This window comes from Vreelandella aquamarina, assembly GCF_020075495.1.
Taxonomy (GTDB): domain Bacteria; phylum Pseudomonadota; class Gammaproteobacteria; order Pseudomonadales; family Halomonadaceae; genus Vreelandella; species Vreelandella aquamarina_A.
Window position 1 is genome coordinate 102,682 of the sequence record NZ_JABYQT010000001.1, and the last position, 19,622, is coordinate 122,303.

The following is a 19,622-nucleotide window of genomic DNA, read 5'->3' on the forward strand; positions in this document are numbered from 1 at the left end:
CAAGCCCTGCTTCACAGCGCCCGGCCCTGCGCCGGGCGCGTTGCGTTGAGATGCCTAGAAGTCGTCCAGCGCCTTGCGGTACTCGATAAACGCCTCACGACGCTGCTCGATACGCGCCAGCGCCTGCGTGTCGTTTTCACGCTCGGCGGTATCGCGGGCCAGGGAGAGCTGGCGTATGCCTTGATCGACGCGTCCGGTCAACTGCAGGTACTCGGCACGGGCCAGGTGCCCCCAGCTATCGTGTCCGCTGCGTCCGGCCGCCTCCGCCAGCAGGTTGAAGCCTTGCGGATTCTCCGGGTGGCGCGCGGTTATATCGTTCAAGAGCGAGTAGGCCGCGTTCGGGTCGCGCTGCAGCTGGGCTTCTGCCAGCACTAGCTGAGCGGGCAGGTAGCCTGGCATGAAACGCAGCAGCCGCTGGCTGCGGCTGATGGCGTCGTCGTAGCGCTGGGCCTCCAGGGCAAGGCTTGCCCCGGTGGCGGGCAGCATGCCGTAGTCTGGCAGCTCGGTGGCCAACTGGTCGATCATCTGCAGTGCGCGGTCGCTCTGGCCGTTACGGGCGGCAATCAGTGCATCGAGGTAGCGCCGGGCAGGCTCTTCTGCTCCCTCCTGGGCAAGTCGCGAAGCCGCCTGCTGGGGCGAGTTGCGGTAAATGCTCAGCAGGGCGCGGGCGCGCATCATGTCGTAGAGCGTGTCGCTGGTGTGCGTGTCGGCAATGCTCAACTGCGAGGCGCGAGCCTGGGCATCGCTCAGGCGGCTGTCGGATACCGGGTGGGTCAGCAGGAACTCCGGTGGTGTACCGCCCTGCAGGCGGGCCATGCGCTGCATGGCGGCGAACATGCGCACCATGGCCTGTGGATCGTAGCCGGCATTGGCCATGGCCTGCAGGCCAACACGGTCGGCCTCCTGCTCGAAGCGGCGTGAATAGGTGAGCTGGTCTTGAATCAGCGCCGCCTGGGAGCCCATGGCGGCAGCAAGGCCGGCGTCACCGCCGCCGCTGGCGGCCACCAGCATGCCGGCCAGCATGGCCGCCATGGCGGGTAGCTGTGTCTGCTCGGCTCTGGCGCTGCCGCGCGCGTAGTGGCGCTGCGACAGGTGACCAAGCTCGTGGGCGATGACCGAGACGAATGCCCCTTCATCCTCGGCAAAGGCGAACAGTCCGGAATTGATGCCAATCACCCCGCCCGGCACGGCAAAGGCGTTGAGCGAGCGGTTATCCACCATCACGGTAATGGGCTGCAGGTTGCCCATCTGGCTGTAGGGCATCAGCCGGGCCACCAGGGTATCCAGGTAATCGCTGACGATCGGGTCCTGCCACTGCGGGGCTTGCGCGCGAAACTGGCGCAGCCAGGCACGCCCTAGCCGGGCCTCCTCGCTGGTCGCCGAGGAGGCCGCGCCGCCAAGCGCGGGCAGGTGGTAGTCGTTGAGTGCGTGGCTGGCTGGGCTCAGGGCGCCAAGGCTCAAGGCAACGACAAGTGCTTTGAGCCCGCGGGAGTAAGCGTTCCGTAAGTGCGGCATGGCATCCTCATTGATAAGGGTAAGGCGCAGCGGTCGACCTGGGACATTGAATGGGTGCAGTGACGTGCCGTTAAATCAAATACGCATTGAGCATCGCAAAGTAAATAGTTTATGCAACAATGCGGTGTTCATGCAGGCATTTTTGGGAGTACGTATGGCTGAATCATCGACAGGCCTTCAGCCCGACCAGGTACTTGATGCAAGCGGGCTGCACTGTCCGCTGCCCCTGCTCAAGGCCAAACAGGCGCTTGCCGGGCTGGCCGCCGGGCAGCTGTTGGAGGTGCGCGCCTCGGATACGGGCTCGTGGCGCGACATGGCCGCTTTTACCGAGCAAAGCGGCCACACCATGGAAGCGCGGACACAAGAAGGCGAGACGTACATTTTCTGGATACGCAAGGCGGGGGATGGGCGTCCATGACCATGCGGACGATTCTGAAAAGCTGGGTCGAGCGCTACTTCTCCGACGAAGAAGCGCTGGTGCTCCTGCTGATACTGGTGGCCGGGTTTGCCGCCATCATCTGGTTTGGCCGCATGCTGGCGCCGTTCTTTACCGCGCTGATACTGGCCTTCTTGCTGCAGGGCGTGGTCAGCACGCTGACCCGGCGCGGCGTGCCGCATCTTCTAGCGGTCATCAGCGTCTTTCTGGCCTTTGTCAGCGCGCTGCTCACCCTGGCGTTCATCCTGATGCCCTTGATCTGGAATCAGCTGGTAGGGCTTGTGCAGGAAACCCCCCGGATGTTTGCCAGTGGCCAGGCGTGGCTGGATGACCTGCAGGCGCGCTACCCTAACCTGATCACGCCGGACCAGATGCAGAGCTGGATCGGCGTGGCAAGCCGCGAGATCAGTCAGTTGGGCCAGCGTGCCCTGACACTTTCGCTTGCCTCGCTTGGCAATGTGATGTCGCTGATCATTTATCTGGTGCTGGTGCCCATTCTGGTCTTTTTCATGCTCAAGGACCGTGAGGTGCTGGTCGGCTTTACCCTGTCGCTGCTGCCGCAAAAGCGTAGCCTGCTGACCCGTATCTGGCAGGAGATGGATTGCCAGATCGCCAACTATATCCGCGGCAAGTTCATCGAGATCATGATCGTGGGAAGCGTTGCGTTCTTTACCTTCACCTTCTTCGGGCTGCCCTATACGGCGCTTCTGGCCGTGCTGGTCGGGTTTTCCGTGCTGGTGCCCTTCATCGGGGCGGCAGTGGCGACCCTGCCCGTGGCAGCGGTGGCGGGTTTCTATTTCGGCTTGAGCGATCAGTTCTTTTATGTCCTGGTGGCCTACGCCGTCATCCAGGCGCTGGATGGCAACGTGCTTTCGCCGGTGCTGTTTTCCGAGACCAACAACATCCACCCGGTTTCCATCATCGTGGCGGTGCTCTTCTTTGGCGGTATCTGGGGCTTCTGGGGCGTATTTTTCGCCATTCCGTTGGCGACGCTGCTGAAGGCGCTGATCTACGCCTGGCCGCGAGGCATTCACGAAAAGGAAGCGGCCAGCGGCATCGTGCGCGTGGATTCCTGACGTGACGGCCAGCTAACGGATACGACCTACCCGGACGCTTGCCAAGGGTAGCGGAAAGGACGCCCGCTCGGTGATACCGGGCGGGCGTCTGGCTTATCGGCCGGCGTCGAGCGCCTGCGCCGCGGCCAGTACTTCCTCGGCATGACCCGGCACCTTGACGCCGCGCCACTCCTTGGCAAGCCGTCCCTCGGCGTCGATCAAGAAAGTGCTGCGCTCGATCCCCAGGTGCTCCTTGCCGTACATCTTTTTCAGCTTGATCACGTCAAACAGCGCGCAGAGCGTTTCATCCTTGTCGGAAATCAGCTCAAAGTTGAAATCCTGCTTGGTCTTGAAGTTTTCCTGAGCGCGCAGACCATCCCTTGAAACACCCAGTATCACGGTGTTGGCGTCGTCGAAAGCAGCCTTGCGATCGCGGAAATCGCCGCCTTCGGTGGTGCATCCCGGCGTGCTGGCCTTTGGATAGAAGTAGATGACGACCTGCTTGCCGCGCAGTGCTGCCAGCGTCACGGTAGTATCACCTGTGGCGGTGGCGGAAAAATCGGGAACGGGCTTGCCTATTTCAATGCTCATGCAGACTCCTTTTGGTGGGCAGGGGCTTGGGTGATTACACGCAACCTGAGGCAGCATGTCAAAGCACGATGAGGCGCACGGCGTAAACTCGCTGCGGTTTGCGCTGTACAGGCTTGAATCGCCTGAGTACCATTTACCCCCTGTAAGCTCGAAAGTGATAGCGCTGAGACTCCAGGTCGCCATCCGGCGTCTTGTTCGATGCCTTGCCCCGGGCTTGATTTCACATTTTGCAGGTGAGGAATAAACGGATGATCACAGGCAGCATCGTCGCCCTGGCGACGCCGATGAAAGTCAATGGCGACATCGACTGGGAGGCGCTTCGTCGTCTGGTGAATTTCCACCTTGAAAACGGCACCGACGGTATCGTGGCTGCGGGCACCACCGGCGAGCCGACCACCATGTCGTTTGCCGAGCACTTTGACGTCATCCGAAGCGTGGTCGAGGAAGTCAACGGGCGCATTCCGGTGATTGCCGGTACCGGCGCCAACGCCACCTCCGAAGCCGTGGAGCTTGCCCGCTACGCCAGCGAAGTAGGCGCCGACTACTGCCTGTCGGTGTGCCCTTACTACAACAAGCCGACCCAGGAAGGCCTGTACCAGCACTTCAAGGCCGTGGCCGAGGGCAGCAAGCTGCCGGTCATCATGTACAACGTGCCGGGGCGTACCTGCTCTGATCTCTATAACGAGACCGTGGTGCGGCTGGCAAGCGTGGACAATATCATTGGCCTGAAAGATGCCACCGGGAACCTTGAGCGGGCAGAGGATCTAATCTCTCGGCTCAAAGGCAGCGATTTCATGCTCTACTCCGGTGATGATGCAACCGCCTGCGACTTCATGCTGATGGGCGGGCACGGCGATATCTCGGTGACCGCCAACGTCGCACCCAAGGCAATGCATGAGCTGTGCGCGGCGGCCGTGGCGGGCGATGCGGATAAAGCCCACCAGATCAATACCCGCCTGATGCCGCTGCACACCAACCTCGGCATCGAGTCGAACCCGATTCCGGTAAAGTGGGCGCTTAACCGCATGGGATACATGGACGCAGGGATTCGCCTGCCGCTGACGTGGCTATCCGAGAAGTACCACGCCACGGTGAGTGAAGCGATGCAACTGGCGGGCGTGATCGAGGAGTAATGCTCTTTTATCGCACCCAGCGAGATACTCTTGCTGCCTGACGCGCCTCGAGGCGATTCGGGCAGCGGCTCTGTTGACTTAAGGTGGCTTGATGAGCTCTGTGCTTGAAAAACGTGCGCTTAAATGGATACCGCTGGCCCTCGTAACGGCTGTCGCTTTGGCCGGGTGTGCGCGTGATGGTTACTACCACGACCGCAACCTGGACTACACCAAGGCCGCTCCGGCACCGCCTCTGGTACTACCCGAAACCCGCAATGCCCAGCGTTACCAGGATGCGTTGCCCGTACCCCAGGCAGCGGTCCAGGGCGCCCGTATCAAGGAAGCCGCGGACGTGCGCCCGCCGCAGTCGCTGGCCATTGGCAGTGGCCTGGAAGCCGAGTACGTTGAGCGCCGTCAGGTCGGTAATCAAAGCTGGCTGGTGGTGGCTGCCGATACCGGTTCGGTCTGGCCCCAGCTTGAAGCCTTTGCGCAAAGCCGCCAGCTGGGCGTACAGCAAAGCGATGTGTCCCGGGGTGTCATCGTGACCTCCCAGGCCGACCTGCGCCTGCAAAGCGCCATGCGCTCGGGCAACAGCGAAGTGCGCTGTGAACGCAATGGCCAGACGATCACCAACTGCCTGGATGCCCTGGAAGAGTACCTGAGCGCTCGCAGCGCCTCGCAGAGTGCGACCTCCTCCTGGAACGCACAGCGCCTGAATACCCAGCAGACGCTGCAGCTTCGCGAGCAGGGCGATGACTGGGAAGCGGTGATCCCCCAGCCGGTGGACCGCGTATGGGCCGAACTCAATCATTACCTGGCGCTGGATTTTACTCAGGAAGGGCAGCGCAACCTGCTGGGCGCCGACGCTGACAATTATGAGTTCCTGATTGATTACATGACGGAAACCGAACGCGGCCGCAACCCGCTGCAGATTGTGTTCAGTCGGGACGTGCGCCAGATGTCACAAGAGATACGCCTGGTGCTGCAGCCGGATGGCAACCAGACCGTCCTGCGTGCCGTCAATGCCAGCGATCGGGCGTTCACCGCCGAGGACCAGCGCGAGCTGCTCGAACGTGTTTCCAGCTATTTACGTTAACCTGTTGACTTGATCCCTTTCGGAGCCCTCATGGAAAAGCGCCAAGAACTCTATGCCGGCAAGGCAAAATCTGTATATACCACCGATGATCCGGACCTGCTGGTGCTGCATTTTCGTGATGACACCAGCGCGTTCGATGGCAAGAAGAAAGAAGCTCTTGCCCGTAAAGGGATGGTAAACAACATCTTCAACGCGTTCATCATGGAGCGTCTGCAGGAAGCCGGGATTCCCACGCACTTTGAAAAGCAGCTTTCCCCCACGGAAAGCCTGGTGAAGAAGATGCAGATGATTCCGGTCGAGTGCGTGGTGCGCAACATTGCCGCAGGCGGGCTGGTAAAACGTCTGGGTGTTGAAGAGGGAATCGCGCTGACCCCGCCCACCTTCGAGCTGTTCTTGAAGAACGACGACAAGGGCGACCCGATGATCAACGAGTCGCTGGCGGAAACCTTCGGCTGGGCGACCCCGGAGCAGCTTGCGCAGATGAAAAAGCTGACCTTCAAGGTCAATCACGTGCTCAAGCAGCTCTTCGCTGAGGGCGACATGCTGCTGGTGGACTACAAGCTGGAGTTCGGCGTGTTCAAGGGCGAAGTCGTGCTGGGTGACGAGTTCTCACCCGACGGCTGTCGGCTGTGGGACGCCAACACCCGCGAAAAGCTCGACAAGGACCGCTTCCGCCAGGGCCTGGGTGGCGTGATCGAAGCCTATGAGGAAGTGGGGCGGCGCCTGGGGATTACCTTCCCGACGGCGTAGACATCACTACGCTGTGACCGACTCGATAGCCACCACGTTCAACGTGGTGGCTTCGTCGTTTTGCACGGCGCAGAATTTCACATCCACATTGCGCAGGCGCACCCCATATACCCGCTCGCTTTCTTCGTCTCGCTTATAGGCGGGCCGCGGGTCCTGGCCTAGTATCTGGGTAATCAAGGTATGCAGGGTGGCGCTGTCGGTGCGGGCACTCAGCGTGTCGAGCGCCTGCTGGCTAAAGCTTACCTGCAACAGGGGCGGCGCCTCGGGCGCAAAGCCGGCGCTGGCCTCCGGGTGCGCTTCTGCCCAGGGCAGGTAGGGCTTGATATCCACCACCGGCGTGCCGCTTACCAGGTCGCAGCCTTCGAGTTTCAGGCGAACGCCGCCTCGGGTGTCGATACCGGCCAGTTTCACCAACGAGAGCCCCAGCCGGTTGGGGCGATGGGTGCTGCGGCTGGCGAATACGCCCACTTTCTGATTGCCGCCGAGGCGGGGTGGGCGCACCAGGGGCGTCCAGCGGGCGGGGCTTTGATGAAAGATGAACGACACCCAGATATGGCTAAAGGCGTCAAGGCCGCGTACGGCGAGCGGATCGTCATAGGGTGGCACCAGTATCAGGCTGGCCTCTGCCGCCGGTGCCAGGCCCGGTTGGCGCGGGATGCCAAACTTGTCCGGGTAGTCGCTCTCGACGTGACCAATCGGCGTGAGCGTAAAGGGCGCGCTGGCGGGGGCGTTGTACATGATACTGCCTTATGCTGAGATAGGCGCCCCAGTATAAAGCAGCCTGGCGTCATGCGCCGAGTGCCCCGTCATCCTCATTTCGATAACTGCGTAGAGGTGGTGAATGCCAACGATCGACGAGCTTTCTGCGCCTGAAGCCTCTCCGGCCCGGGTAACCTACCGCGCCGCCCTGGCGCGTGATGCCGCCGACCAGGCGGAAGTGTTCTATCACGCGGTCATGCAGGGAGCAGCGAACCACTATACATTGAGCCAGCGACGTGCCTGGGCCAATGCGCTACCCCGCGAGGCCAGCGCCTGGGCGGTTCGTCATGCGCTCTACACTACGCTGGTCGCGGTGTGTGACGGGCGCTGCGTAGGCTTTCTGGAGCTGGATATCGAACAGGGACGCATCGAGACCCTGTACGTCTGGCCGTCGCTTGCCGGGCGTGGAATCGGAACGACGCTGTTGATTCATGCCGAGCGAATGCTGCTGGAGCAGGGCATCGACCGGGTGGAGATCGAGGCAAGCGACGTGCTGTTCGATCGCCTGCTGCGCCGCGGTTGGGAAAACCGTGGCGAGCAGTGGGTCGAGCGCAGCGGCGAGTCGCTCAAGCGCTATCGACTGGAAAAACGCTTGAGCGCCATCGAGACCTGACCTCGCCTAGCCCTGGACGTTGAACGTCTGGGTGATGCGCATGGAGAGGTCGACCGACGTCACATCCTTGGTGAGAGCGCCACTGGAGATGCAGTCAACGCCGGTATCGGCAATGGTTTTCAGCGTTGCCGCCTCTACATTGCCCGACGCCTCAAGCGTTGCCCGGCCGCCGTTGAGTTCGACGGCCACGTACAGATCCTCCACGGCAAAGTTGTCCAGCATGATGATGTCGGCACCGGCCGCCAGGGCCTGATCCAGCTCTTCAAAGGTTTCGACTTCCACTTCGACCGGCAGGCCGGGAGACAGCGCCCGCGCCTTGGCAACCGCGGCCTGAATCCCGCCGCAGGCGGCAATATGGTTCTCCTTGATCAAGAACGCATCCCACAGCCCCATGCGGTGGTTGTACCCGCCGCCACAGGTAACGGCATACTTCTGCGCCAGGCGCAGGCCCGGAAGCGTCTTGCGGGTATCCAGCAGGCGCACGCCGGTGCCTTCGATCAGGTCGACATACGCTCGGGTTGCGGTCGCGGTAGCCGAAAGTGTCTGCAGCACGTTCAAGGCCGCGCGCTCGCCGGTCAGCAGGCTGCGGGCCGGTCCCTCGATTTCCAGGAAGCACTGCTCCGGGTCCAGGCGGTCGCCGTCGGCGGCCTGCCAGCGCAGGGTGACGCGCTCGTTGAGCTGGCGAAAGATTTCCTCTACCCAGGCCGTGCCGCACAGTACGCAGGCCTCGCGGGTAATGACCTTGGCGGTCGCCCATTGGTGCTCGGGGATCAGTTGAGCGGTAATATCACCGCTGCCGACATCCTCGGCAAGCAGGCGGGCAGCACAGAGACGGATCTCTTCGGCAAGCGCATTCTGGTCATTCATGGCAGTGAGTTCTCTGGGCATCGGCAAATGTGACCGGCATTATAGTAAGAGAGCGAGCAAAGAGCAGCGAAACTGCAAATGTCGGTTACAGGAGGCCTTGTGAATGAGCAGTGATGACACGACAGGTGTGAAGTATCCGCACGCACGACAGCGTGCCTCGCCCAACTGCGACGCGCGCCCGAGCAACGAAGTCTCCGTGGTGGTGCTGCATGCGATCAGCCTGCCGCCTGGGCAGTTCAGTGGCGCAGCGATCGAGGCGCTGTTCACCAATCAGCTGGTGGCGGATGAGCATCCGTTCTTCGCCGAAATCGCCCACCTGCGCGTGTCGGCACATTTCTTGATTCGACGCGACGGTGAGTGCGTGCAGTTTGTTGATACAGATCAGCGCGCCTGGCATGCCGGGCGTTCACGATGGTGGGACAGCCGGTGCGCAAGTCTACGCCAGGCGCTCAACGATTTTTCGTTGGGTATCGAGCTCGAAGGTGACGATGTCACGCCGTTTACCAAGGCTCAGTATCAGGCGCTGGTAAAACTCGTGAGATGGTTGATGGCGCGCTATCCTGAACTCGATGAGTCAAGAGTCACGGGCCACGCTCACATCGCGCCTCTGCGCAAGACCGACCCGGGGCCTGCCTTTGATTGGGCCTATTTTTATCAGGCATTAAGCAACGAGAGCGTTAACGGACTTTAGAGACACAGGATAAGTGATTCACGCGCAAGAGAATAAAACAGTAGTTTAACTACACCAGGCAGCTTATAAAAGTCTGGAAATGATTTTTGAAACCGCTTATGTTGCGGTGCAATAGTTTGTTTTCGATAGCCTTTTCAGCAGTTCTATAATTGGCAGCAAGGCGACTTTGCGGTATCTTCCTATATACAAAAGGCTAACTTTTACGACATTCGTGTAGCTTTCCTACATTACAAGCCGTGTAGCTCGTTGAATGTAGAACGAAAATACCGGTAGCGTTACCGCGCAAATGCTTATCTGCGGTGGCCACCAATCACCGCAGCCGCCCCAGGCCCACACGGGTTGGCGGGGCTCATGTCATTTATCGTCATTCGGAGAGACCTCTATGAGTCTGGAGACAAGAGAAGATCTCGATCCGGTCGAAACCACGGAGTGGCTGGAATCCCTGGAATCGGTTCTGGATCGTGAGGGCGAAGATCGCGCCCGTTACCTGATGACCCGCCTGGCGGATCGCTTGCGCCGGGACGGGATGAAGGTGCCCTTCTCGGTGACAACCCCGCACCGCAACACGATTCCGCTTCACCGTGAAGCGCCGATGCCTGGCGATTTGTTCATGGAGCGGCGTATCCGCTCGCTGATCCGCTACAACGCGATCGCCCAGGTCATTCGCAATAACCGGGCAAACCCCGGGCTTGGCGGCCATATTGCCAGCTTCATGTCATCGGCCACCCTGTACGATGTGGGCTTCAACCACTTCTTCCGTGCGCCCAAGGATGACTTCGCCGGCGATTTGATCTACATCCAGGGCCACGTGGCGCCGGGTATCTACGCACGCTCCTTCCTGGAAGGCCGCCTGTCCGAAGAGCAGATGGACAAGTTCCGTCAGGAAGTGGATGGCGACGGCCTATCGTCCTACCCGCACCCCTGGCTGATGCCGGATTACTGGCAGTTCCCGACCGTCTCCATGGGCCTTGGTCCCATCCAGGCGATCTACCAGGCTCACGTGATGAAATATCTGCATCACCGTGAAATGAAGGACATGTACGATCGCAAGATCTGGTGCTTCATGGGCGATGGTGAGTGCGACGAGCCGGAATCCCTGGGCGCCATTTCGCTGGCCGGCCGTGAAAACCTGGATAACCTGATTTTCGTCATCAACTGCAACCTGCAGCGTCTCGACGGCCCGGTACGCGGCAACTCCCGCGTCATGGACGAGTTCGAAGGCGTGTTCCGCGGTGCTGGCTGGAACGTCATCAAGGTCGTCTGGGGCCGTCACTGGGACCCGCTGTTCGAGAAGGACAAGAAAGGTTTCCTGCAAAAACGCATGGACGAAGCGGTCGACGGCGAGTACCAGAACTACAAGGCCAACGGCGGCGCCTATACGCGCGAGCACTTCTTCGGCAAGTATCCTGAAACCGAAGAGATGGTCAAGGAGCTCTCCGACGAGGATATCTGGAAGCTCAACCGCGGCGGCCACGACCCCTTCAAGGTGTACGCGGCGTATCACGAAGCGGTGAATACCCAAAACGGTAAACCCACGGTCATCCTGGCGCATACCGTCAAGGGATACGGCATGGGCTCCGGCGATGGCGAAGCGGCCAACGAAGCGCACCAGGTCAAGAGCATGGAGTACGAGGCGCTGAAGAAATTCCGCGACCGCTTCGGCATTCCGCTCACCGATGAACAGCTCAAGGACGTACCGTACTACAAGCCGGAAGACGATTCGCCCGAGCTCAAGTACATGCACCTTCAGCGCGAGCGGTTGAACGGCTATCTGCCGAGCCGCAAGAGCGACTTCGAGGCGCTGGAAATTCCCTCGCTCGAAGACAAGACGTTTGCCTCCCAGATGGGTGGCTCGAAGGGGCGTGAAGTCTCGACCACCATGTCCTTCGTGCGCGTGCTGAACGGTCTGGTCAAGGACAAGAAGCTCGGCAAGCAGGTGGTGCCGATCATTCCTGATGAAGCGCGTACCTTCGGCATGGAAGGCATGTTCCGTCAGCTGGGTATCTACACCGCCGAAGGCCAGAAGTACGAGCCGATGGACAAGGGCCAGATCATGTATTACCGCGAGGACCAGAAAGGTCAGGTTCTCGAGGAAGGTATTACGGAAGCAGGCGCGATGTCGGCGTGGATTGCCGCGGCAACGTCCTACAGCAACAACCATGTCACCTTGCTGCCGTTTTACATCTACTATTCGATGTTCGGCTTCCAGCGTATTGGCGATCTGGCCTGGGCCGCAGGCGATCTGCAGGCGCGCGGCTTCATGGTCGGTGGTACTGCCGGACGCACCACGCTCAATGGCGAAGGCCTGCAGCACCAGGATGGTCACAGCCTGATCCAGGCCTCCACCATTCCCAACTGCCGCAGCTACGACCCGACCTACGCTCACGAAGTGGCGGTCATCGTTCAGGATGGTCTGAAGCGCATGTTCACTGATAAAGAGAACTGCTTCTACTACCTGACCGTGATGAACGAGAACTACGAGCATCCAGAGCTTGAAAACGTGCCGGTCGACGACATCGTCAAGGGCATGTACCTGCTGCGTGAAACCCAAGGCGACAAGGGTCGCGTTCAGCTGATGGGCTCCGGCACCATTCTGCGCGAAGTGGAAGCCGCCGCCGAGCTGCTGGAAAAGGATTGGGGCATTGGCGCCGATATCTGGAGCGTGACCAGCTTCAACGAGCTGCGCCGTGAAGCGCTGCTGCTCGAGCGTGAAGCCTTCCTGAATCCGGACGCCGAGGCCAACAAGCCTCACGTGACCAAGTGTCTGGAAGGCCGCGATGGCCCGGTCATCGCCTCGACGGATTACATGAAGCTCTACGCCGATCAGGTGCGTGCCTGGGTACCGGGTAGCTACACCGTGCTGGGTACCGATGGCTTCGGTCGTTCAGACACGCGTGAGAAGCTGCGCCACTTCTTCGAAGTGGACCGCTACTTCGTCACCGTCGCGGCGCTGCGTGCGCTGGCAGGCCGTGGTGATATCGAGGGCAAGCTCGTTGGCGAGGCTCTCAAGAAGTACGGCATTGACGCCAGCAAACCCAACCCGCTGATCAGCTAAACCGCTGCCCGGCGGGTCAAGTGACCCGCCGGCTCGATCCGATTTGAAAGGAGCGCGACCTTGAGTAGCGAAATCATCAAAGTGCCCGACATCGGCGGTAGCGAAGGTGTCGAAATCATCGAGATCGCGGTGTCGGAAGGCGACGTCATTGCAGCGGAAGACACCCTGATCACGCTGGAGTCCGATAAGGCCAGCATGGACATTCCCGCCCCGAAAGGCGGCAAGGTCATCAAAGTGCTGGTGAAGGAGGGCGATACCGTCTCCGAAGGTGACGATATCGTTGAACTGGAAGCCGAAGGCGGCGATGCCGAGGAAGAGGGCGACAAGCAGGCGTCCGAACCCGAGCAGAAGGAAGCCCCGAAAGCGAAAGAGACACCCGAGGCCGAGCAGAAAAACGCCCGGAAATCCGGCGGCGGCAAGCAGACCGTGGATATCAAGGTGCCGGATCTGGGCGGCTCGGACAACGTTGAAATCATCGAAGTCGCCGTTGGTGAAGGCGATGAGGTCAGCGCTGAAGACACGCTGATCACCCTCGAGTCCGACAAGGCCTCCATGGACGTGCCGAGCCCTTATACCGGCAAGATCGTCGCGTTTACGGTAAAAGAGGGCGATACGGTTTCCGAGGGTGACGTCATCGGCCAGATGGAAGTCGAGGGCGAGGGTGGCGACGCTGACGACGCCAGCGAATCCGCCGATGCGCCGCAAGGTGCCAAGGACCCGAAAGTCTCCGATGATCTCGAGGCAGCCGCCGACACCGCCGATGAAGAAGGCAACAGCACCGAAGAGGAGAGTGCCGAGTCCGAGCGCAAGGAAATCCGTGTCCCGGATATTTCCGGCTCCACCGATGTGCCGATCATCGAGATTGGCGTTGCCGTCGGCGATGAGATCAACGAAGAAGACCCGCTGATCACGCTCGAGTCCGACAAGGCCTCCATGGACGTGCCGAGCCCCTATAAAGGCAAGCTCGTCGAGCTGAGCGTCAAGGAAGGCGATACGGTTTCCGAAGGCGACCTGATCGGCTACATCGAAGTAGCGGGGGCGAAGAAAGCCGCCTCCAAGCCGGCGCCGAAGAAAGAGGCATCGCAAAAGGCTTCCGAGAAACCCGCAGCCAAGCAGGAAAAACCGGCAACTGGCGGCGCACCAAGCCCGGAAGCGCAGATGGCGGCCCACAAGCCGCGGGATGGCAAGCTGGTGCATGCCGGCCCGGCCGTGCGCATGCTGGCTCGTGAGCTGGGTGTCGACCTTGGCCTGGTGAAGCCGAGCGGCCCCAAGGAGCGCGTGCTCAAGGAGGACGTGCAGGCTTATGTGAAGCAAGTCATTGCCAATCAGGGCAAGGCCCAGGCGTCCGGTGGCGCCGCTGCGGCGACAGGTGGCGCTGGCATCCCGCCGATTCCCGAGGTCGACTTCAGCCAGTTTGGGGAAGTGGAAGAGAAGCCGATGGGACGTCTGCTCAAGATGGGCGCGACCAATCTGCATCGCAGCTGGCTCAACGTGCCTCACGTTACCCAGTTCGACGAGGCGGACATCACCGAGCTCGAGAGCTTCCGCAAGTCGATGAAGGCGGAAGCCGAGGCTCAGGGCGCGAAGCTCACGCCGCTGCCGTTTCTGGTGAAGGCCTGTGCCTTTGCGCTCAGGAAGTTCCCGCAGTTCAACGTCAGTCTCAAGGGCGACGGCGATACGCTGGTCTGGAAGAACTACGTTCACATCGGGATTGCCGTGGATACGCCAGATGGCCTGATGGTGCCGGTTTTGCGCGATGCCGACAAGAAATCCTTGATCGAGATCGCCAAGGAGATGGCCGAGCTTGGCAAGAAGGCACAAACCAAGAAGCTCAAGCGTGAAGAGATGACCGGTGGGTGCTTCACCATTTCGAGTCTGGGCTCGATTGGTGGTACGGCATTCACGCCGATCGTCAATGCGCCGGAAGTGGCCATCCTGGGGGTTTCCAAGGCACAGATGAAGCCAGTCTGGGATGGCAGCGCCTTCCAGCCGCGCCTGATGATGCCGCTGTCGCTCTCCTACGATCACCGAGCCATCAACGGTGCCGATGCGGCACGCTTCACGGCCTTTTTGGCTGATGTCCTGACCGATATTCGCCGCTTGCTGCTGTAATGCGGTACTTGCCGAATGCATGGCAAGAAGCGGTAAGGTCCAACGCGCGGCGCCCCTAGGGGGCGCCGCGTGCGTTTGGGGCAGCCGCAGGAGTGACCAAAGTACAAGGCTTTCATCATTTGGCTGTTTTATTTAAAAAAATTTCAGAAAAAAGGCTATCTCAGGCTTTTGGGGAGTTGTGCCGCCTGAGTGGCGCGGTTATTGTCGGTTAATTCATTGTGTTGCATTTTTTTCATTCAAGGAGCAGTGCCATGCGTTTAATCCTGTTGGGTGCCCCCGGCGCGGGGAAGGGGACTCAGGCTCAATATATTTGCGAGCAGTTCAAGATTCCCCAGATTTCCACCGGGGACATGCTGCGCGCGGCGATTAAAGACGGCACCGAGCTGGGGCTCAAGGTAAAGGAGATCATGAACAGCGGTGGGCTGGTATCCGACGAGATCATCATCGATCTGGTCAAGGAGCGTATCAGCCAGCCGGATTGTGAAAACGGCTTCTTGTTTGACGGTTTTCCACGCACCATCCCCCAGGCGGACGCCATGAAGGAAGGTGGCGTGAAGATCGACCACGTACTGGAAATTGCAGTACCGGATGAGGAAATCGTCAACCGCCTGGCGGGCCGCCGTGTCCATCCGGCATCCGGCAGGGTCTACCATATCGACCACAATCCGCCCAAGGAGCCGGGCAAGGATGACGTGACCGGTGAGCAGCTGATTCAGCGCGAGGACGACCAGGAGTCGACCGTACGCAATCGCCTTTCGGTCTATCACGACCAGACCGCCCCTCTGGTGAACTACTACCAGCAATGGGCGGAAAGCGACCCGGATGCTGCGCCTCAGTACCACCGGGTAGAGGGTGTCGGCAGCGTGGCCGATATTACCCGTCAGGTAAAAGAAGCGCTTAGCTGACGCCTGCCGTAGCGCTTCCCGATGGCCCGCTGATGCGGGCCATCGTCGTCTGGGAGCGCGAAAGGTATAATGGCCGAATACTTATCACGAGTGCTGAATTGCTATGTCGTTACACCTTCTGGCGCTAGACGCCTCTTCCAGCGCCTGTTCGGTGGCGCTGCTGCGCCGGGATGGCGCCGCCAGCGAGTGCCTGGTACGCCACGAGATGACGCCGCGCGCCCATACCCGACGGCTGATGCCCATGGTGGACGAACTGCTGGCGGAGGCCGGGATTACCCCGGCGCACCTCGATGCCGTGGCCTTTGGTCAGGGGCCCGGGTCGTTCACCGGGCTGCGTATTGCTGCCGGGACTGCCCAGGGGCTGGCCTTCGGGCTTGACCGTCCGCTGCTTGGCGTGTCGACGCTCAAGGCGCTGGCGCTTCAGGCCCACCGGCGCTTTCACTTTCGCTATGTGGTCACCGCGCTTGATGCGCGCATGGGCGAGATCTACGCGGCGACCTGGCACTGCCTGCACGATAGCGTGAGCCTCGAGCTCGACGAAGCCGTGCTGGCGCCCGAAGCGTTTCATCTGCCGGAGGACGAAACCGACTGGGTCGGCGTCGGCACCGGCTTTACCCTCTGGGAGCGCTTTGCTCCCACCGTGCAGGTGCGCATGTCCCAGCACCTGGTCGATATGGAGCCTCGTGCTGAAGAGATGGCCTGGCTTGGCGCGGATGATTTCGCCGCCGGGCTTGGCAAGCCTGCCCACCAGGCGCAGCCGGTTTACCTGCGTAATGACGTGGCCTGGAAAAAGCCGGCATGAGTGTACTGCCAACCGCTGAACTGCCCGAAGGACTGGCGCTGGTACGTCAGGATGGGCGACTGGTGCTGGCCGGGGACGAAAAGCGTTATGGCAAGCCGCTGAGCGTCGATTTTGCCCAAGGCAAGGCCGCTCATCGGCGCCAGTTTGGCGGCGGACGCGGGCAGCTGGTGGCCAAGGCCTGCGGGCTTGCCAGAGGGGTGACGCCAAGCGTGGTAGATGCCACGGCGGGGCTTGGCCGGGACGCCTTCGTGTTGGCGAGCCTGGGCGCCCGGGTCCTGCTGATCGAGCGGGTCGAGGCGATTGCCGCACTTCTGGAAGACGGTCTGGCGCGGGCCGCGCGTGAAAGCGAGATTGCCGAGATCATCGCCCGCATGACGCTGCGCCAGGGGGATGCCACCAAAATGCTTGGTGCGTTGATCGAAGACGCCGGGTTCAGTCCCGAGGTCATTCATCTGGACCCGATGTTTCCCCATCGGGAAAAGTCCGCGCTGGTCAAAAAGGAGATGCGCCTGTTTCGCGAGCTGGCCGGCAGCGACGATGACGCGTCTCGCCTGCTGGAAGCCGCGCTGGATATTGCCACTCACCGAGTCGTGGTCAAACGGCCGCGCAAGGCGCCTGCCGTGGCAGGGCCAGCGCCACAGCATGTGCTGGAAGGCAAGACCAGCCGCTATGATCTTTATGTAAAGAAGTCACTGCATCGTCAGGACAGGGTAGAGTGCCAGGGATAGTGCAAGAGATAGTCAAAGGAGCAGGTCTTTATGAAGTATCAGCCGATGACATGGCGTAAGGGCAATCGCTTTACCCTGCTGCCCGAAGCGTCGCGCTTTCTACCCGCCATGTTCGAGGCCATCGAGGGTGCTCGCCACTACGTGCTGGTCGAACTTTATCTGATGGAGTCGGGCGAGTTTGCCGACCAGTTGATCGAGGTGCTTTCAAGCGTAGCCGGTCGAGGTATCAGTGTCTACCTGCTGCTCGATGGCTACGGCGCCCGCGGACTTGCAAGGGCTGACCGGGAGCGGCTGAAGAAGGCCGGCGTGGCGCTGCGCTTTTTCAATCCTCTTGGGCTTCACTCGCTGGCGCGAAACTTGAGCCGTGACCACCGCAAGATCATGGTGGTCGACGGCAGCGTCGCCTTTACCGGTGGTTTCGGGGCGGTCGATGAGTTTCTAAAGGCCTGGTATGAGATTGCCGTGCGTATCGAAGGGCCGGTCGTGGCCGACTGGGAAATGCTGTTTCGTCGGCTGTGGCGCTCGCGCCTGACCCGCGCCGATGACAAGCGCCCACCCGAACCGCTGCCCAAGCAGCGCAAGGCCAAGGCGCTCGAGGACGGCCATGATGGACGGGCCATGCAGGGCCGTGGGTACCGCTACCAGGCCATTCGGCGCTCGCTGTATCAGCAGGTAGGGGGTGTGCAGGAGCGCCTGTGGCTGTGTACGCCTTACTTCGTGCCTACCTTCACCCTGCGCCGGCGTCTGGTACGCGCGGCAAAGCGCGGAGTGGACGTACGCCTGCTGCTGCCGGGCGCCAAGCACGACCATCCCGGCGTGCGCTACGCCGGGCAGCGTTTTTACCAGGCGATGCTCAAGGCAGGCGTGCGCATCTACGAATTTCAGCCGACGTTCATTCATGCCAAGTTCGTGCTGGCGGACGACTGGGTGAGTATCGGCTCGTGCAATTTCGATCACTGGAACCTGCACTGGAACCTCGAAGCCAATCAGGAAGCGATCGACCCGACCCTGGCAAGCGACGTGCAGGCGCTGTTTGAGCGCAACTTTGCAGCCAGCAAGGAGGTGCTGGCCGAGGAGTGGGCGGCACGCGCCTGGTCGCAGCGTGCCTTCGAGTGGATATTCGGCACGCTGGACTCCATCGTCACCCGGCTCAAATAGCGCCGCGAGGCGATTCAGCGGCGCTTGCCGCCTTTGGCCGGGGTCTTCTTGCGCGGTTTGGGTTTCGGTGTTTCCGGTGGCACGCGGTAGTGCAGGTACAGGTCAAGCACCAGCTCGGGCAACTGCGCTACCAGCGCTTCCTGGCGGGCGGTATCGCTGGCCATGTCAGCCATGTCGGGTTCGTCGTCAAACAGTCCCGAAAGCAGCATGAAAGGCAGCAGCAGCGTGGCAGCGGCTTCTTCGTCATCCTGGAACCAGGCGCTCTCGTCGCTGAAGACGCCTTCCATGAAACCCGCGCACCAGTCGCCGATCGAGGTCTCTTCGGCGGGCAGCCCATCCAGGGTCAGCTCGAAGGGCAGCTCCGGCAGGCCGCCCTGCTCCAGAACCGCTACCGCATTATCGCGCAGTTGCGTCAGCAGCATGATGATCTCATCGCGCTCTGCATCGTCTGCGTAGCGCGGCTCGCCCTGGAACAGCTCGGCCAGCCACTGGGTTGCAGGCACTTCGCTCGGGGCAACGGCAAGCGCGACCAGAAAGCCATGGGCCGAGATCAGATCCAGCGCGTCCTCGTCTACCTGCTCCGAGTCGAGGAAGTCATCCAGCCGGTCAAGCTGTTCGTCGGCCAGCAGCGGCTGCGGGGGGACGGTGTCGGGCGCTGCGTCGTGGGGGCGCTCTGCCATGGCAAACCTCATGGGGTGATCGATTGATGAATAGCAAGTGTCAGACGTCGATGGACGACTAGTTTATCACTAATAGGGAGATCACCCATGGGCGTATCGCCACTGCCGCCCTGGCCGCAAGAGGAACTGGCCGCCCTTTCCAGCGAGGCGCTGCACAAGGCGGCCCTGGAGCGCGTGGATGAAGCGTGGCAGCGCTGTCTGGAGGTCTATCCCACGCTGCCACGCCCTGGCGTTTGGTTCGATCTGAAAGGCGCCAGTGCCGGGCAGGCCCACATGGGCCGTGGCGGTCTGCGCTTCAACCCTATCTTGCTGGACGATAATCGCGCCGCTTTCTTCGATGACGTCATCCCCCACGAGATGGCTCACTGGCTGGTCTTTCACCTGGACAATGCGCGTCGCTTCAAGCCCCACGGGCGCGAATGGCAGACCGTGATGCGCGATTTATTTGGCCTTCCGGCTCGGGTGACACACTGCTTCGATGTACACAAAGCCCAGCCGGCGCCTTACCTCTACCGCTGTGGTTGTCGCACCCATGCGCTGACGCCTCGACGTCACGCCCTGGTGAGCAAAGGGCGCCGCTATCGTTGCCGCCATTGCCGAAAAAGCCTGGTCCATACGCCGGATGGGACAGGATAATCGTCATAGGTTGCTGTTTTTTAATTAAAAATCGCTAATACCAATGTCTAAGGGGAAGGTG

Annotated in this window: 19 protein-coding genes; 14 read left to right on the top strand and 5 right to left on the bottom strand. The window is 61.1% G+C overall.

Features of this window, described 5'->3' with window-relative positions; translation table 11 throughout:
- Positions 1–54 precede the first annotated feature (54 nt).
- A complete protein-coding gene (locus tag HW452_RS00505; protein ID WP_224104147.1) occupies positions 55–1,515 on the bottom strand; it encodes a M48 family metalloprotease in 1,461 nt (486 codons plus the stop codon).
- A gap of 154 nt (positions 1,516–1,669) precedes the next feature.
- Between HW452_RS00505 and HW452_RS00510 the strand changes: the two genes are divergently transcribed.
- Both HW452_RS00510 and HW452_RS00515 read left to right on the top strand, forming a co-directional pair.
- The gene (locus HW452_RS00510; RefSeq protein WP_224104148.1) at positions 1,670–1,933 is read left to right on the top strand and encodes a sulfurtransferase TusA family protein; all 264 of its coding nucleotides are present in this window, start codon (positions 1,670–1,672) and stop codon (positions 1,931–1,933) included.
- Positions 1,930–3,027, top strand: a complete 1,098-nt coding sequence (locus HW452_RS00515; RefSeq protein WP_224104149.1) for an AI-2E family transporter — start codon at positions 1,930–1,932, stop codon at positions 3,025–3,027. Before HW452_RS00510 ends, HW452_RS00515 begins: the two co-directional genes overlap by 4 nt.
- A gap of 93 nt (positions 3,028–3,120) precedes the next feature.
- Here HW452_RS00515 and HW452_RS00520 read toward each other — a convergent pair whose 3' ends face one another.
- Positions 3,121–3,597 carry a peroxiredoxin gene (locus HW452_RS00520; protein WP_224104150.1) on the bottom strand — a complete coding sequence of 159 codons (477 nt, stop codon included), beginning with the start codon at positions 3,595–3,597 and terminating at the stop codon, positions 3,121–3,123.
- A 248-nt stretch (positions 3,598–3,845) separates the two neighbouring features.
- Between HW452_RS00520 and dapA the strand changes: the two genes are divergently transcribed.
- The 3 genes from dapA to purC all read left to right on the top strand — a co-directional run bounded on the left by dapA (position 3,846) and on the right by purC (position 6,555).
- Positions 3,846–4,730, top strand: coding sequence for a 4-hydroxy-tetrahydrodipicolinate synthase (gene dapA, locus HW452_RS00525; protein ID WP_224104151.1), 885 nt, complete (start codon positions 3,846–3,848; stop codon positions 4,728–4,730).
- 91 nt (positions 4,731–4,821) lie between these two features.
- Entirely contained in the window at positions 4,822–5,805 is a 984-nt protein-coding gene (gene bamC / locus HW452_RS00530; RefSeq protein ID WP_224104152.1) for an outer membrane protein assembly factor BamC, read from the top strand.
- A 30-nt stretch (positions 5,806–5,835) separates the two neighbouring features.
- Complete coding sequence (gene purC / locus HW452_RS00535; RefSeq protein WP_224104153.1) at positions 5,836–6,555, top strand: phosphoribosylaminoimidazolesuccinocarboxamide synthase; 720 nt, start codon at positions 5,836–5,838, stop codon at positions 6,553–6,555.
- Between the two features lie 6 nt (positions 6,556–6,561).
- On the opposite strand, the gene tsaA is transcribed toward purC, so the two are convergent.
- Positions 6,562–7,293, bottom strand: a complete 732-nt coding sequence (gene tsaA, locus HW452_RS00540) for a tRNA (N6-threonylcarbamoyladenosine(37)-N6)-methyltransferase TrmO (protein ID WP_224104154.1) — start codon at positions 7,291–7,293, stop codon at positions 6,562–6,564.
- A gap of 103 nt (positions 7,294–7,396) precedes the next feature.
- On the opposite strand from tsaA, the gene HW452_RS00545 reads away from it, so the two are divergent.
- On the top strand, positions 7,397–7,927 hold the full coding sequence (locus HW452_RS00545; protein ID WP_224104155.1) for a GNAT family N-acetyltransferase: 531 nt from the start codon (positions 7,397–7,399) through the stop codon (positions 7,925–7,927).
- Positions 7,928–7,933: 6 nt separating this feature from the next.
- On the opposite strand, the gene nadC is transcribed toward HW452_RS00545, so the two are convergent.
- Positions 7,934–8,794 (bottom strand): carboxylating nicotinate-nucleotide diphosphorylase, encoded by an 861-nt coding sequence (gene nadC / locus HW452_RS00550; protein WP_224104156.1) that lies wholly within the window; start codon positions 8,792–8,794, stop codon positions 7,934–7,936.
- Positions 8,795–8,897: 103 nt separating this feature from the next.
- Between nadC and ampD the strand changes: the two genes are divergently transcribed.
- The 7 genes from ampD (at position 8,898) to HW452_RS00585 (ending at position 18,245) form a co-directional block, all read left to right on the top strand.
- Positions 8,898–9,485, top strand: coding sequence for a 1,6-anhydro-N-acetylmuramyl-L-alanine amidase AmpD (gene ampD / locus HW452_RS00555; protein WP_224104157.1), 588 nt, complete (start codon positions 8,898–8,900; stop codon positions 9,483–9,485).
- Between the two features lie 382 nt (positions 9,486–9,867).
- Positions 9,868–12,540: a pyruvate dehydrogenase (acetyl-transferring), homodimeric type gene (gene aceE, locus HW452_RS00560; protein WP_224104158.1), complete on the top strand. Its 2,673-nt coding sequence runs from the start codon at positions 9,868–9,870 to the stop codon at positions 12,538–12,540.
- 60 nt (positions 12,541–12,600) lie between these two features.
- Entirely contained in the window at positions 12,601–14,652 is a 2,052-nt protein-coding gene (gene aceF, locus HW452_RS00565) for a pyruvate dehydrogenase complex dihydrolipoyllysine-residue acetyltransferase (protein WP_224104159.1), read from the top strand.
- A gap of 251 nt (positions 14,653–14,903) precedes the next feature.
- Positions 14,904–15,557 (top strand): adenylate kinase, encoded by a 654-nt coding sequence (adk, locus tag HW452_RS00570; RefSeq protein ID WP_224104160.1) that lies wholly within the window; start codon positions 14,904–14,906, stop codon positions 15,555–15,557.
- 103 nt (positions 15,558–15,660) lie between these two features.
- Positions 15,661–16,359, top strand: coding sequence for a tRNA (adenosine(37)-N6)-threonylcarbamoyltransferase complex dimerization subunit type 1 TsaB (gene tsaB / locus HW452_RS00575; protein ID WP_224104161.1), 699 nt, complete (start codon positions 15,661–15,663; stop codon positions 16,357–16,359).
- Positions 16,356–17,087: a class I SAM-dependent methyltransferase gene (locus HW452_RS00580; RefSeq protein WP_224104162.1), complete on the top strand. Its 732-nt coding sequence runs from the start codon at positions 16,356–16,358 to the stop codon at positions 17,085–17,087. Before tsaB ends, HW452_RS00580 begins: the two co-directional genes overlap by 4 nt.
- A gap of 30 nt (positions 17,088–17,117) precedes the next feature.
- Positions 17,118–18,245, top strand: a complete 1,128-nt coding sequence (locus HW452_RS00585) for a phospholipase D-like domain-containing protein (protein ID WP_224104163.1) — start codon at positions 17,118–17,120, stop codon at positions 18,243–18,245.
- 14 nt (positions 18,246–18,259) lie between these two features.
- On the opposite strand, the gene HW452_RS00590 is transcribed toward HW452_RS00585, so the two are convergent.
- Positions 18,260–18,925 (bottom strand): YecA family protein, encoded by a 666-nt coding sequence (locus HW452_RS00590; protein WP_224104164.1) that lies wholly within the window; start codon positions 18,923–18,925, stop codon positions 18,260–18,262.
- An 87-nt stretch (positions 18,926–19,012) separates the two neighbouring features.
- Here HW452_RS00590 and HW452_RS00595 point away from each other — a divergent pair, with 87 nt between their 5' ends.
- Positions 19,013–19,561, top strand: a complete 549-nt coding sequence (locus HW452_RS00595; RefSeq protein WP_224104165.1) for a SprT-like domain-containing protein — start codon at positions 19,013–19,015, stop codon at positions 19,559–19,561.
- Positions 19,562–19,622 lie beyond the last annotated feature (61 nt).

What these genes read in the sequence shown, in the direction of transcription:
- HW452_RS00505 (WP_224104147.1), bottom strand. Translation starts at nt 1,515, where the DNA reads ATGCCGCACTTACGGAACGCTTACTCCCGCGGGCTCAAAGCACTTGTC.
- HW452_RS00510 (WP_224104148.1), top strand. Translation starts at nt 1,670, where the DNA reads ATGGCTGAATCATCGACAGGCCTTCAGCCCGACCAGGTACTTGATGCA.
- HW452_RS00515 (WP_224104149.1), top strand. Translation starts at nt 1,930, where the DNA reads ATGACCATGCGGACGATTCTGAAAAGCTGGGTCGAGCGCTACTTCTCC.
- HW452_RS00520 (WP_224104150.1), bottom strand. Translation starts at nt 3,597, where the DNA reads ATGAGCATTGAAATAGGCAAGCCCGTTCCCGATTTTTCCGCCACCGCC.
- dapA (WP_224104151.1), top strand. Translation starts at nt 3,846, where the DNA reads ATGATCACAGGCAGCATCGTCGCCCTGGCGACGCCGATGAAAGTCAAT.
- bamC (WP_224104152.1), top strand. Translation starts at nt 4,822, where the DNA reads ATGAGCTCTGTGCTTGAAAAACGTGCGCTTAAATGGATACCGCTGGCC.
- purC (WP_224104153.1), top strand. Translation starts at nt 5,836, where the DNA reads ATGGAAAAGCGCCAAGAACTCTATGCCGGCAAGGCAAAATCTGTATAT.
- tsaA (WP_224104154.1), bottom strand. Translation starts at nt 7,293, where the DNA reads ATGTACAACGCCCCCGCCAGCGCGCCCTTTACGCTCACGCCGATTGGT.
- HW452_RS00545 (WP_224104155.1), top strand. Translation starts at nt 7,397, where the DNA reads ATGCCAACGATCGACGAGCTTTCTGCGCCTGAAGCCTCTCCGGCCCGG.
- nadC (WP_224104156.1), bottom strand. Translation starts at nt 8,794, where the DNA reads ATGAATGACCAGAATGCGCTTGCCGAAGAGATCCGTCTCTGTGCTGCC.
- ampD (WP_224104157.1), top strand. Translation starts at nt 8,898, where the DNA reads ATGAGCAGTGATGACACGACAGGTGTGAAGTATCCGCACGCACGACAG.
- aceE (WP_224104158.1), top strand. Translation starts at nt 9,868, where the DNA reads ATGAGTCTGGAGACAAGAGAAGATCTCGATCCGGTCGAAACCACGGAG.
- adk (WP_224104160.1), top strand. Translation starts at nt 14,904, where the DNA reads ATGCGTTTAATCCTGTTGGGTGCCCCCGGCGCGGGGAAGGGGACTCAG.
- tsaB (WP_224104161.1), top strand. Translation starts at nt 15,661, where the DNA reads ATGTCGTTACACCTTCTGGCGCTAGACGCCTCTTCCAGCGCCTGTTCG.
- HW452_RS00580 (WP_224104162.1), top strand. Translation starts at nt 16,356, where the DNA reads ATGAGTGTACTGCCAACCGCTGAACTGCCCGAAGGACTGGCGCTGGTA.
- HW452_RS00585 (WP_224104163.1), top strand. Translation starts at nt 17,118, where the DNA reads ATGAAGTATCAGCCGATGACATGGCGTAAGGGCAATCGCTTTACCCTG.
- HW452_RS00590 (WP_224104164.1), bottom strand. Translation starts at nt 18,925, where the DNA reads ATGGCAGAGCGCCCCCACGACGCAGCGCCCGACACCGTCCCCCCGCAG.
- HW452_RS00595 (WP_224104165.1), top strand. Translation starts at nt 19,013, where the DNA reads ATGGGCGTATCGCCACTGCCGCCCTGGCCGCAAGAGGAACTGGCCGCC.